The sequence below is a fragment of the Xanthomonas sp. SHU 308 genome (assembly GCF_000364645.1).
Taxonomy (GTDB): domain Bacteria; phylum Pseudomonadota; class Gammaproteobacteria; order Xanthomonadales; family Xanthomonadaceae; genus Xanthomonas_A; species Xanthomonas_A sontii.
The window spans coordinates 1-12,366 of sequence record NZ_AQOK01000021.1 but is presented as its reverse complement, the minus strand read 5'-3'; the positions used below and the strand labels follow the sequence as shown (position 1 = coordinate 12,366).

The following is a 12,366-nucleotide window of genomic DNA, read 5'->3' as shown; positions in this document are numbered from 1 at the left end:
GCGGCGGCGACCGAGGCCAGCACCAGGGCGGCGCAAGCCTGCGCCAGGCGGGTACGGGCCGGCGCGGCGCGCGCGGTCAGCGGCCGCGGGGAGAGATGGGGATGCAGCATGTCGAATCCTTGTGAGCGCGCAAAATCGAGTCCGTTCGGCTTGCGCAGCAGCCCGCGACGGCATGCGCCATACGGTGGCGCAGCGCGGCACGATATGTCGTCTGTGTTGCACCGCCATTGCAATGACGGCGTGGCTGCCACGGCGCGACGATGCGTGACCGCATCACGTCACGCCACGCCGTCGCAGCGGACATCTACGGACCTCATGCATCGCGCCGCCGGCTGGCCGGGTCTGCGCGGCACCACGCCGTGCACACATCCCGGCCACAGCCGATCGACGTGGCGCAGCCGATGCTGCCTCTGTCGTGGGTTACGCGTGCGGGCCATGCGGCCCGACGCCGCCGCGCCGCTCTTGGAGCCCCCCCCTGCGCCGGATCCTGTTCGCCCCCCTGCTGCTGACGCTGGCCGCCTGTGGCCGCGACCGCACAGAACCCGCCACGCAGCCGCCCGGCGCTACCGAGAGCGCCAAGACACGCGTTCTCGAGGCCGGCGCCAAGGCGCTGCAGGACGATGGCCCGGCCGCAGTGCTGGACATCCACCTGGTCGGCTTCCACCCGTTGCGCGACCACCCGCACCAGCAGATGGAAGCCCACCACTTCTGCCGCCAAGTCAACGAGGAGTTCGCCCAGTGCGCCCTGTTCGACGGCGACACTGCGCAGGCCAACCTCACCGGCGTGGAGTACATCATTTCCGAGAATCTGTTCCAGCGACTGCCGCCGGAGGAGCGCCGCTACTGGCATCCGCACAACGGCGAGATCCTGTCCGGGCAATTGTCCGCGCCCGGCCTGCCGCTCACCGCGGAGAAGGCGCTGATGCGCAGCAAGCTCAACAGCTACGGCAAGACCTGGCACACCTGGCATTCGCGCGACGGCGCGAAGCCGGGCGATGCCCTGCCGCTGGGCGAACCCATGCTGGCCTGGTCGTTCAATCGCGACGGCGAACTGCAGCCGGACCTGCAGGCCCGCCGCGACGCCATCGCCCCGCACCGCAGCGCCGAACTGCGCGCCGACCGCCAGGACCTGACGCCACTGGCCAAGCCACAGCAGGGCGTGCACCTGCTGCGCGAGGCGTTTCCCTCGGCGACGCCGATTCCCGGGGTGGTGGACGCGGGCACGGGGGAACGATAGGACCCAGGATGCCACGCGCCAGCGGCGTGATTCAGGCCGAAGCGTCCGGTTCTGCGCGACGGTATGCCACGTGCTGCAGGGGCTGCAGCGGGGCCGGCATCGGCACGGCGACATGCACTTCTTCGAGGTCCCAGCTCGCCGGAAAGTCCGCGATCATCTCGGTGGCGGCGCACGAGCAGCTTTCGCGAGGCGCTTCCATCGGCGGGCCGTCGTATTCGAAGCGCAACCGGACCACGCGGCGCGCCTGGTCGGCCTCGATCGAGGCCTGCCGCAGTTGCGGGTGCACCTCACCGAGCAGGGCGCGCTGCAGGCTCAGCAATAGCGCGGTACGACTGCCGACGTCATCCATCGCGCTTCCCTCGTCTACGCCGGCGACGTCATTGCGTGCAGCGCTGCGCGGCAAAGTCGGTCAGGCGTCGAGTGAGCGTTCCTTCCTGCCACACGATGTCGAGGATCACCCAGCGATCGTCCTGGCGACCGAGCACCAACGTATCCGTCCACTGCTGGTCATCGATGGCCAGACGGGCGCGCACCTGCGCGGTGTCGCCGGTGACTTGCGCGGTCGTCGAGACCAACGCCGTCGGTTGGTCCGGCCACAGGAAGAAGGGGCTCTGGTCGAGCATGTGCGGCTTGACGTCTGCAGGCACCAGTTTGGCGCAGGCTGCCTCGTAGGCGCGCTGCGCCTCCAGCGCCGCGAACAGTTCCCGCCCCAGCAGATGCCGCACCTGCGCAACGTCGCCATCGGCGTGCTTGGGCGCGATCGCCCAGGCATAGAACGTCTGGACCGTGTGCGCCGGCGACTCGCCCGCGATGGCGGCGAACGCGCTCAGCCACAGACTTATCGCACACAGAACGCGCATTCCCTTCATGGATCGTTGCCACCTCGGGCCGCCAGATGCGGCATGGCGATCCTCAGCCAGTGGCTGCGCGGCGTCAATGCGAGCGCTGCCGCGTGCGCCAGCGGCTGGCGTGGCCGCAGCAACCAGATGCCTAGGTAACGGGAGACATCCAAGCTCACCGGAACTCCAACCACGTAGAGCGGCTTCGGCCGCGACAGGCTTTACCGGGAATGCCCGTTGCGGCTGAAACCGCTCCTACAAGGCCACGACACATGCCGCTAAATCGCAGCGAAAGCGCGTCACCGGGGCATCCTTCAGTCGCTGTCCACCCCGAGCACGCTCAAGCGCAGCGGCGGTGCATCCGGCCCGATCGGCGCATGCGCCAGGGTTCCGGTCACCCTCACCACCTGGCCGACACCTTCTTCGCGCAGATGCGCCGCCTGGTCCGCGGTGACCGCCAGCCGCAGCTGGCGCACCTGCTCGTGCCGCGGCTGGCGCCCATCCGCCGACGCCGCCACGCACAGCGGCTGCGGCAGGATCAGTACCTCTTCCTGGGTCGCTGCCGCACCGGCAGCGGCGTCCGGATGCGTATGCGTATGCGTATGCGGGACAGCAGGCGCGGCGGCGTCGGTGGGCGACGGCGCCAGAATACCGGACAGGGTGACCTGAGTCGGACCATACGGCAGGCAATGCCTGGGCGCCGCCATCAGCTCGGGCGAGGTGCCGATCAGCAGCAACGGGAACAGCGACAGGGTACGGATCGGCATGGTGGCACGCGGATGGAGAGGGACCGCCGAGCATACCCAAGCGCGATGGCGCGTGTGCTGCAGTCCCTGCCATCGCGTCGGGCAGCCCTACCGGCGGTCAGGATTCGCGTTCCACCACCACGTCGGTGAACCGTGGTTCGGCCGCGATCAGCGCATGCAGCCGCGCAAAGCACGGATCGTCGTCGCGCATCGCATGGCGGCCGAGCAGCCGCTCCCAGAACGAGCGCTCCTTCTCGATCTGCAGCATCCAGGTATGGTTGCCATCGACCTCTTCCTCGGCGTAGGCGCCGACCAGGTAGGTGCGTCCCTGGCATTCGGCTTCGGAGGCCCAGCCCCAGTCCTCCGGGTCCGGCTCGGACAGGACCATGGCGTCGCCCACACGCACGCGCAGCCAGTCCAGCAGCGAGCTGCCGCGGATCGGATTGATCGGATTCTCCGGCTCGGCGCTCACCTCGAGCAGGCGGGAGCGGAAATGGATGACAGGATGCATGCGGCAGCTTGACTCTCGAACGATCGGGGGGCGGACGCGCGCATCGGCGTGGCTGCGTCATGGCGCGCAGGCGCGGATGGGCGGTCCAGGAAGGTAACGCATGCACGGCCGCCCAGGTGGACAACGGTGCGGCACGTCATGCAACCCGGTGGCGGCCGGCATCGCCGTCTGCGGCACATGGGCATCTCTCGCAGCGCCCTGCCACCGGGGACCGACACCGTGGTGCAGCGACCGGCCGGACCCATTGCAGCACGGGCGCATGACAACTCATCGCATCTGTCGTAGACAGGCACGCGCGCCCAGATACGTCCAGATGCCGATTGCGACGGCAAGCCAGACGCTGGCGACCTTGCTGCAGGCCGAGGCGAAGGCCAGGTACGGAAACGAGTCGCCGGGAGGACCACCTTGCAACGACGCTGTGCCCCCGCGTTGCCAGAACGTCAGCCACGCCTCGACACCGCACCACAGCGGCAGCACCCAACCGGCGGACAGCAGCGCGATCGCGAGGGCGAGCAGGCGCTGCTTCATCGCACACCGCCAAGTGCCGACATCGCCACGCGGCAAGCAGCGTGGTCGTGCGACGGATCCGCAAGCCGGTTGAGCCGCCACAGGGCGATCGACCGTCGCGGCAGCCCTCCCGCCGTCATGGCGACGCAGCTGCGGCACAGCCTCACGGTGTTTGCTCCGGCTCCGGCTCCAGATCCGGCTCGAACGGACGATCGGGCAGGCGCTGCCCGCACCACGGACAGAACTGCACACAGATCGCATCATTGAGGTACCAGGTCGGATCCTCGCCACGGAACAACTCGAAGCCGATCCGCACGACCCTGTCCGGCTTGGTCACCGCCGCGAACATGCTGCTGCAGCAGTAGCGTGCAATCCGCTTGCGCCACACCACCCGCTCCGGGAACTGCGCGTCCATCCAGGCGGCGCTCCAGGCCTGGCATGCCGAGCACTGCGCCAGATGCGACAGCGCCGCGAAGGTTGGTGGGTCCGGGAAGTGCTCCTCTTCCACCTCGATCATGCACTCCAACGCCATCACCAGTTCGGGGCGCTCGTCGATCTGATCGCGCAGGGTCGACAGCGTGTAACGCGTGGTGAAGCAGGTGGCCGAGTGAGGCATGGGTAGGTGCAATCCGTTGCAGTCGACAGCAAGCGTAGCGCTGTGTGGCCGCTTCGGGGTTAAGTCCCCGCTGCCTGCCACAGCGCATAGCCCAACAGCCCAAAGCCCACCAGGGCAAACCCGCCCCAGAAGGCCGCCGCGTCGGCCGAGACCACGCGTGGGGCCAGGTACGCGCTGCGCTTGTCGGATTTGCTGCGCCGTTTGCTGCTCCACGGTTCGACACTGTAGTAACCGAACGAGAACGTCGGCACCACGAGCATACCGACGACATAGCACAGACCATAGAGGACGATCTCGACCAGCGGGCGCAGGACGACCTCGGTCAACAGGCTCGCGGGCATGGTGTCACCTGATCCAGACAGAAGTGATGTGCGGCGTTGGCCTCGCCCCTGCGCCGAGGCTGCATGCGATGCTCGCCGAGCGGGCACTGGCCGTCAACGGCCGGCGCCCTCGATCACCGGCTGTCGCTCAGCAGCCGCTGCACCAGCTCGAATCCGAGCACCGACATCGACGGATAGCACGCGTACTCGTCCACCGACAGCATCCGCACGAAGGTGTCGCCTTCGTGTAGGGCGCCGGCGGTGTGGAAGGTCAGCAACTCCCCGGCGTCTTGGGGCAGCGGCGCGCGGCCGACGATCTGCCATTCGCCGCTCCTGAGTTTCTGGATGCCGGTGAACAGCAATCGGATGTCCTTGTCGCCATCGCGCACCGGCAACGGCCGGGTCGGCGACGCGCCAAGCGTCGGTTCCGATGCCTGCTGTTCCAGCACACAGAAGCCGACCACCTTGCGATAGTCGCCCTGCGGCGCCCACAGCACTTGGCAGAGCGCGTACGTTCCCGCATCCGACGGGATCGCGAAGACATCGCCCGCCAGGTACTTCACTGCCATTCCAAAATCTGGACCGCGGCAAGGGTATCCCCGCGGCGTGCCTGATGGCAGCCACCTTACTGGTCGAGGTGTTCCTCGGCGTCGCTGCGGCTGGCTGGCGCGCATGGGTTACGGGAGGCCACGCCATGCACCACAGCGACGGTGTCCGGCGGGCAGCATGATGTCCTCACCTGCTGATTCGCTCGCCACCGGTTCACCCGGCATGCACCACACTATTGCCCCACCTCTGGAGCGACTATGATGCACAAGACCTGGCTGCTCGCCTTGTTGGCGGTTCCCGCACTGGCCTACGCGGCGCCGGACGAGGACACGGCGATGTGCCGCAACGGCGGCTTCCCCATGAGCACGGCCGGGTTCTCGCTCGCCAAGGTCGCAGTGCCGCGCCTGTACCTGCTCAACGACGACGACGGTTGCCCGGCCAAGGGCGAGGCCGCGTGCCGGCAGCGCGCCTATGTGGTCAAGGACGACACCGTGATCCTGGCGCAGCGCCAGGGCGGCTTCGTCTGCGCGTTCTACCCCAACAAGGTCGGCGGCAGCGCCGGTTGGGTGGCAGCGTCCAGCGTGCAGCCGCTGCCGGCGACGGCCGCACCGAAGCCGCAGGCCTGGGTCGGCCAGTGGCACGACGGCGACAACGAACTGCAACTGATCGCCAACGGCGACGGCACCATCACCGCCAACGGCGATGCCTACTGGCCTAGTGCCAACCCGACCCCAGATCAAGCGCCTGGTGGGCCGCACCTTGGCGCTGTCACCGCGCGCGGCTTTCCCGAAGGCAATCGGCTTGAACTCAGCCAGGACGACTGCAAGGTTCGCCTACAGCTGGTCGGCGACCTGCTGGTGGCCTCGGACAACCTGGAGTGCGGTGGCGCCAACGTCAGCTTCAATGGCGTGTACCGGCGCAAGACGGCGAAGCACTGAGGCGCGGCCTCTGCGGCGTCCGCGTTGCGTGTGATCCGGGCGGCGAGGCCGTGCCGCCCGGGTTGTCGAAAGCGTGCCTTCAGATGCCCGGCCATAGCCCGATCAAGCGACTCCGCCAGGCGTCGCTGCCCAGGAACGCGGAGACCACATGGACGCCGGCGCCGATCGCAAGCAGCACACACGCGCTCGACCGTACCGGCGACGCAGGATCAACGCCCACGCACAGCGCGGCAACACCAAGCAGCGCGCCTGCAAGCACGCACAACACACGTGTCGATCGGCGACTTGCACGCAGCATCCCCATCAGCCATGCCCTGCGAAATCGCTCGGGTTCACGTCACAAGCCCACGCTTTGCGCGACGAGATCCGCGAACACCCATACATCGCCCTTGTCGTACGTCTCGGGCGCTTCCGTTCCGCCAAGCGTCGGATACGGCTGCGGAATGTAGATCTGCCCAGGCTTCAACGGGCCAAGACGCGCCGCGATCGCCCGCACGTGGTCGCCGCGCAACACGTACGCCTCGAAGCCCGGATCGCGCAGGATGGCCGCCTCGAATGCCTCGGCGGAGGCGTGCGCACCATAGGACTTGCCGGCGGCCTTGAACGGGTGCAGCACCGCGTAATCCTGGCTGGCCGGGTCGTGCAGAAAGACGTGACCCAGACTCGAGTAGCCGACCACGACGGTGTACGCCGGGAACGCGTCCGCCCACGGACCGAGGGCCTCGTGCGATTCCGGCGCGATCAAGTGGTACAGCGGGACGTTCGTCGTGTCAGCGCGCTCTTTACTCTGGCTCATTGGGGGCCTTGCAGCGATGGCGCGGCAGGATACCAAGCCACGTGCATCCACCTGCTGTCAGCGTGTTCACCTAGGCCTTGGCGGTGGCTCCGTAGCACTTGGCCGATCCATCCAGGAAGAACTGCACGTCGCGCGCCTGGCACCAGGCTTCCAGCTCGGCCTTGAACACCGGCCACAGCTCGCGCGCCCACGCAGGTGCACTCTGCGCCCAGGCATGCTCGGTGGGCACGTAGACCGTCGGCACGCCCATCGGGAAATCCAGTACGAACTCGCCGCCCGGGCCGGTGCAGACGAGTTCTTCCTTCCAGCGTGGTTGGAATTGGAATGTGGTCATGGGGGGGCAGATGTTGATGGATCGATGCCAACAGCGAGTTTGGTGGATCGAGGCTATCCGTGCCGATATCCTCATTTTCTAGGCAATGGGGATGTCAGCTTCCACCTCTTGAGAAGATCACGATATCGCTTGACGTGGCAATGACAAGCGTCTTGCCCGTGTACGAAAATCCAATAGCTCTCAACTCGTACGTCGCATAGATCTTATGAAAGATCGCCGGCTTTCCGTTCCGGGCGCCGTAGAGAGATGAAAAGGGCTCTACGAGAATAATCTCCCTGATGGGCCAGTCGAGGGTTACCAGTTCAATATGCCAACCATCGGATGTACCAAGGGGTAGGCCTCCACCCGGCAAGCCAGATGTACGAATTTTCTTTCCCTGAAGTGGGCCAATGCCATTGGCCTCCAAGAATTCCTCCCCCTCGTAGTTCTCCTCATAGTCTCGTGCCACCTTCTGCCCGGCATGACAGTCGATTACTCCCCGGCCGGCGCTTGAAACAACAAGCAGATATTCGGATTCCATATCGAATCCGATGGAGTGCAAACCGGCGACAGCAATAGTCGCTACTTCGCACCAAGGATGTGGCGGTTGTGCTTCCTTCAGTTCCCGTAGCAGTTCCTTCAGCGCGTCGAGATGACGGGTCGAGAGATGACTGTTTGACATGTTGTCTAGCCTTGATGCGAGCTCGTGCTGAGGACTGTCAGATTGTGGAAGTGACCGACGCCTCCCGTCCTAGTCGACATTCACCACGACCGGCTTTTCAGTGACCACAGAGTGCTCGCAGGCCGCCAACAGGTTCTTGGCACAGTAGAGGCGCCAGCCCCGGCCTTCGCCCCACTTGAGTGCGACGGATCCGCGCCGGTCTCGTCCTAGTTGCGCATTTCCTGGAGGTGGTCGTCGTGGCCGTAGTGGCCGTAGTGGCCTAGATTGTTGCTCGGCCTTGTGCCGCAACCGCCAGCGCAGCGCTACGGCAAACGCCACCAACACGTCATTGCTGCTCCGCGCGGTTGAAGCGGTTCATCGTGATCGCCGGCTCGCCGTTGATGTTCAACCAGACCACGGTTTCGGTCATCGTCTTGCCGTCAGGGGCGACGGTGTAAGTGCGCGTCGTGCGTGGCATTCCCTTCAAGTAGAAGGCGGCGACCATCACGTTCGGCGCCGGCAGCCATACGGCCGTGGTGTCGACCGTCGGGTAGCCTTTGCTTGGGGCTGCGGTTCCGTCTAGCGGATAAATGGCGACGGCATGGATGTCATGCCCATCACCACCGACGATGTCGGCATTCGTCTGCCACTTGCCCTTGCCCACATCACTGTAGGTGAGCGAGGCGCTCTTCGGCCGCTGCGCGGGCGGCGCCGGCATGCTCGCGACATCGAGCACCCATTTGCCGAGCAAGGGGGACTTGGAGGATTGGGTGAGCGCGGGCGCGCTGCAGACCAGGCCCACGATCAGCAGCAGTACGGCGATGTGCTTTTTCATATGGTCTTTCCAGGAGCTGACGCGCATTTTGCGTGGCTTGCCGATGGTGGTCTCGGGGCGTCGGATACGAGAACTTCCCAGACATCCTAGTACAGAGAAAGTGCGCCCGCTACTTTTCCCCTCATAATTAATCCAACTGGCGAAACTGCTCTCGCTTTAACCGGAAGTTACGGTACATACTCGTACTGGTAAGGGGCTCGACGTCTAACTTTAATGAAATCACTAGTGTCTGGAACCTCTACACGCACCACTTCCTCAACCCAGTCATCGGAGTAAGCCAGTCCATATTCAACTTCAAAATGCGGGTTCCACGATATCTCATAAACAGGAAAATCGCTAATTAAAGGATATCGAACACTGTAGACTATGAGCGGTCTCTGCCTAAGGCTGATGCGGTTTGCGGCCTTCCAAAAATCCTGGTGCTGTCCTGAAGATATAGCAGAAGCGTACGCTAACGCGTAATCGACTTCTTCAAAGACGACATCAATGGTCTTCTGAGCATCCTCCAAACTTCTGCCCATAGGATATTCTTCGCTGTACTCGATGTAGATCATTGTTGTCCCATGCTGGAACTCGCAGACTCTGGGATCGCAATGCGTCCAGTGCCCATACATTTTCGCTGGCGAAAGAGAAACGCTCATGTTCTTACTCGTTATGGCTGACGGATGCGTTGAAGGCAGTAAGAGTGAATTTTCGGAGTTTCGCGCACAAGGCAAGGTCATTCGGAGCCCGTTTTTTCGCATTAGATCTTCCGTTTTATTCTGCCAGTCCATTCAAGTCCGCAGCACATACCATTTCAGGATATACCCACGAATACTCAGTCGAAATGACAGAGAGTTGTGGTTGAAAGTATTTCAAAATTATTGCGGCCTCCTGCCACGTTATGGATCGGTGCTCAACTTTTTCTCCGCACCCGGTCATGCCGGTAATCGGATCTGCACGGCTGGTTAGGGTGTACTCATAGAGCAGGGCTCCGACATAGCCATTGGGCTTGTACGCTGGTGGCGCCAAATTGACTTTGAATGTCAACTCACATTCAGTGCCATCGGCTGTTCTAAAGGAAAGGCTGAGCGATCCACCATCACGGTAGACACCGAATCCTAGAAGTTTTGAATTCGCCAACTCCACGATGAGTCAAGGCCAAAGGTAGAACTTGTGCCAGAGTGAACTTTCAAGGGTGTCGCAGTCAACAAAAGCGCACTCTGTGCCCTCTTTTCCATCTCCAGCAGGCGAGTCTAATAGCACTGCCACGCAAGCGCCCACTCGTTTTCTTTTCCTGGTGCTGTTCCGCGGCCGAAGTAGCCGACGCCGCCGTCGCCCCACATCCAGCGGCCCTTGTCCGTGGAGTCGATCTGGAAGACGAACTCGGGCGATGCGGGATGGCGCTTGAAGGGCGCCCAGAAGATCTCGGCCTGGATCAGCGTCGGCCATCCTCCCAGCTTGAAGCCATCCAGGTTCCGGAAGAGATCGTGGTAGTGCGCTTCGATATCTGCTGGCAGATCCATCGGCGCATCCTCCCAGCACGGGTAGTCGTCATGAAAGACATGCGGCCGCATCGGAAATGCGCTGATCTGCGAATCGGTGTGCCGTGGCGCCAGCGGGACCAGTCCATCGAGCCGCTTGTAGGCCCGCAGACACCACCCTTCCCCATTAGGCGTATCGACCGGGAGCGTATCGGGACCGATGAACACCGTAAGCAGTGCGATATCCGCGAGGCGGGCCAGCCGCATCGGCAATTCGCTGACGTTGATCTGACACAGCGCATGCATCGGCCGTCCCGCCGTCTCCGGCCATGTCTCGCCCGGCGCGCAGACGTTCACGCGACCGAACCAGCTTGCCAGGGGATCGTCGGGCGGCCGGAATCCCCCGATCTCCAGGATGACACCCGGGCGGGCGAGTTGAGCTTTGAGGTCGTCAGCTGTCGTCGTCACGTGTGCGTATTCCGCGCCTCATCCAGGCCGGGTCATGTTTACTGGCTTTACTTCCAGTAGAACAGAGATCAGTGGGCATTTCCAAGACAGGTGCCCTCCGATCCTGTGCCGCAACCTCTAGGCTACGCCGATACCAAGGCGCCAGGAGATCGGACTCCGAGTTTGCGCCGCCCCGCCACACTGGCCCAACCATGTGGACGAGCGGAGGATTGCCCATTGTCACTAGCACTACAGTTAAACCGCGCCGCGATCTGGAGGCGGTTTGAATCAACTGTCAGGGCTCATCCTCCGGCGTCCAGTTTGTCACCGCGATGAACTGCTCCGACTCCGGGAGCTTTTCAAATGCGCTGCCTTCCGGGGCGTCCAGAAACGGAATAATGCTCGGGTCGTAGTTGGCGATCGTGTTGACGTCATAGACGGCATGGTTGGCTGGGTTGTCCATGTACGCATCGTCTTCGGAGCCTGACATGAAGCGCCAACCGCTATCGATGTCGTTGTCCGGGGCCTCGCGGTACATGAAGCGTACCGAATCACCGTCGACGGTGATCCTGTCGGTGGCAATACAGCCGCCGTAGCCTTCGGCCATTGGCTTGATCTGATCTTGCGAGAGTCGGAACTGCTTGGTCATGCGTCCTGACACCTGGATTGGGGCGACACCGCGAAGCCGGGCCGCTTGAATGAATAGTTAGGCGGTGGTGCCAGGAGGTGGTGACGCATCGACTGCGCTTCCCCAGCACTGCCGCACGGGCGCGAGCATGCCATAGATCTCTGTCTTGGATCTTGCTGGCGTCGCTGGTCTCTGGGTGTCACCAAGACCGGTCGTCAGGCCCCAAGCCTCCGGGCTTGGTGTGCGCACTGCTACACGCCGCCACCCAGAAACGGCAGCACGATGAAACAGGTAATCAGGAGACTACCGACGGCGACGGCCGACAGGTAAGGCGCCGAGCGCGCTGAGCGATCCGTGGCCACGGAGTACCACGCTGCCGGAACAGAGATCAGAAGCGCCAGGAACGAGCCAACGCCAAGCACGGCGAACGCAACAGGCACCACAGGGACATCGCGCAGAAGGAAGGCCGCCACCGTAGAAATGACCAGACTTGCTTCAAGAACCAGCAGAGCGAGTACGGAAATCTTCGCCGGCTGCATAGACATGTTCTCGGGGCCTGCCAACTGAATTGAACCGCACCGCGCGACGGCTTCGGGTTGCATCATCGTTAGGCGCTGGTGCCAAGGAAGGGGTGAAGCATGGACCGCGCTCCCCAGTACTGCCGCCAGGAGCCGAGCATGCCACAGTTCGCGATCATGAGGACTTGCCCAAGGCGGACGCCGCATCGCGCGTCCATCACTAGACTAGTGCATGAAGTAGGCGGAACCACGACACGCATTCGTCTTGTGTGGATTGTTGTACCCAGCATGTCTACTCCAGAACTGGGGTCAGAGCTAACTTTAAATGGCCTTGCATACAAGAAAAATGCACTCTGACCCCTGTTTTCTAAGCGTCCAGCGCGCTGCCATGTAAGGGGGCGCCGCCCACGCTGGCCAGCACTTCAGGCGGCCATGCGGGCTT

Annotated in this window: 18 protein-coding genes; 2 read left to right on the top strand and 16 right to left on the bottom strand. The window is 63.7% G+C overall.

Translation table 11 applies throughout. The features are described 5' to 3' along the window. Positions 1–499 precede the first annotated feature (499 nt). Positions 500–1,237, top strand: coding sequence for an OBAP family protein (locus tag D588_RS0101145; RefSeq protein WP_026143235.1), 738 nt, complete (start codon positions 500–502; stop codon positions 1,235–1,237). 31 nt (positions 1,238–1,268) lie between these two features. Here D588_RS0101145 and D588_RS0101140 read toward each other — a convergent pair whose 3' ends face one another. The 8 genes from D588_RS0101140 to D588_RS0101105 form a co-directional block, all read right to left on the bottom strand. Further along, entirely contained in the window at positions 1,269–1,586 is a 318-nt protein-coding gene (locus D588_RS0101140; RefSeq protein ID WP_232764192.1) for a hypothetical protein, read from the bottom strand. A 28-nt stretch (positions 1,587–1,614) separates the two neighbouring features. Beyond that, the gene (locus tag D588_RS0101135; RefSeq protein ID WP_226980584.1) at positions 1,615–2,106 is read right to left on the bottom strand and encodes a nuclear transport factor 2 family protein; all 492 of its coding nucleotides are present in this window, start codon (positions 2,104–2,106) and stop codon (positions 1,615–1,617) included. Between the two features lie 284 nt (positions 2,107–2,390). After that, complete coding sequence (locus D588_RS0101130) at positions 2,391–2,843, bottom strand: hypothetical protein (protein ID WP_017914679.1); 453 nt, start codon at positions 2,841–2,843, stop codon at positions 2,391–2,393. Positions 2,844–2,940: 97 nt separating this feature from the next. Next, entirely contained in the window at positions 2,941–3,333 is a 393-nt protein-coding gene (locus D588_RS0101125) for a hypothetical protein (protein WP_017914678.1), read from the bottom strand. 267 nt (positions 3,334–3,600) lie between these two features. Beyond that, positions 3,601–3,861, bottom strand: coding sequence for a hypothetical protein (locus tag D588_RS0101120; protein ID WP_017914677.1), 261 nt, complete (start codon positions 3,859–3,861; stop codon positions 3,601–3,603). A gap of 142 nt (positions 3,862–4,003) precedes the next feature. Beyond that, positions 4,004–4,456, bottom strand: a complete 453-nt coding sequence (locus tag D588_RS26255) for a hypothetical protein (protein WP_017911385.1) — start codon at positions 4,454–4,456, stop codon at positions 4,004–4,006. Between the two features lie 59 nt (positions 4,457–4,515). Continuing rightward, positions 4,516–4,797 (bottom strand): hypothetical protein, encoded by a 282-nt coding sequence (locus D588_RS0101110; protein WP_026143234.1) that lies wholly within the window; start codon positions 4,795–4,797, stop codon positions 4,516–4,518. 113 nt (positions 4,798–4,910) lie between these two features. Next, the gene (locus D588_RS0101105; protein ID WP_232764191.1) at positions 4,911–5,339 is read right to left on the bottom strand and encodes an immunity 26/phosphotriesterase HocA family protein; all 429 of its coding nucleotides are present in this window, start codon (positions 5,337–5,339) and stop codon (positions 4,911–4,913) included. A gap of 246 nt (positions 5,340–5,585) precedes the next feature. Between D588_RS0101105 and D588_RS0101100 the strand changes: the two genes are divergently transcribed. Then, complete coding sequence (locus D588_RS0101100) at positions 5,586–6,263, top strand: hypothetical protein (RefSeq protein WP_026143233.1); 678 nt, start codon at positions 5,586–5,588, stop codon at positions 6,261–6,263. Between the two features lie 337 nt (positions 6,264–6,600). Here D588_RS0101100 and D588_RS0101095 read toward each other — a convergent pair whose 3' ends face one another. The 8 genes from D588_RS0101095 to D588_RS0101070 form a co-directional block, all read right to left on the bottom strand. Continuing rightward, positions 6,601–7,059 carry a T6SS immunity protein Tdi1 domain-containing protein gene (locus tag D588_RS0101095; RefSeq protein ID WP_226980500.1) on the bottom strand — a complete coding sequence of 153 codons (459 nt, stop codon included), beginning with the start codon at positions 7,057–7,059 and terminating at the stop codon, positions 6,601–6,603. Between the two features lie 70 nt (positions 7,060–7,129). Continuing rightward, positions 7,130–7,393 (bottom strand): hypothetical protein, encoded by a 264-nt coding sequence (locus D588_RS0101090; protein ID WP_017914672.1) that lies wholly within the window; start codon positions 7,391–7,393, stop codon positions 7,130–7,132. A gap of 94 nt (positions 7,394–7,487) precedes the next feature. Next, positions 7,488–8,054 (bottom strand): hypothetical protein, encoded by a 567-nt coding sequence (locus D588_RS26250; protein ID WP_081613444.1) that lies wholly within the window; start codon positions 8,052–8,054, stop codon positions 7,488–7,490. Between the two features lie 325 nt (positions 8,055–8,379). Continuing rightward, on the bottom strand, positions 8,380–8,868 hold the full coding sequence (locus tag D588_RS0101085) for a hypothetical protein (RefSeq protein ID WP_017914671.1): 489 nt from the start codon (positions 8,866–8,868) through the stop codon (positions 8,380–8,382). A gap of 167 nt (positions 8,869–9,035) precedes the next feature. Beyond that, complete coding sequence (locus D588_RS27495; protein ID WP_157836386.1) at positions 9,036–9,509, bottom strand: hypothetical protein; 474 nt, start codon at positions 9,507–9,509, stop codon at positions 9,036–9,038. A 594-nt stretch (positions 9,510–10,103) separates the two neighbouring features. Further along, entirely contained in the window at positions 10,104–10,799 is a 696-nt protein-coding gene (locus D588_RS0101080; RefSeq protein ID WP_232764190.1) for a DUF1963 domain-containing protein, read from the bottom strand. A gap of 274 nt (positions 10,800–11,073) precedes the next feature. Continuing rightward, positions 11,074–11,427 carry a DUF2185 domain-containing protein gene (locus tag D588_RS0101075; RefSeq protein ID WP_017914669.1) on the bottom strand — a complete coding sequence of 118 codons (354 nt, stop codon included), beginning with the start codon at positions 11,425–11,427 and terminating at the stop codon, positions 11,074–11,076. Positions 11,428–11,657: 230 nt separating this feature from the next. Further along, positions 11,658–12,011: a hypothetical protein gene (locus D588_RS0101070; protein WP_017914668.1), complete on the bottom strand. Its 354-nt coding sequence runs from the start codon at positions 12,009–12,011 to the stop codon at positions 11,658–11,660. Between the last annotated feature and the right edge of the window lie 355 nt (positions 12,012–12,366).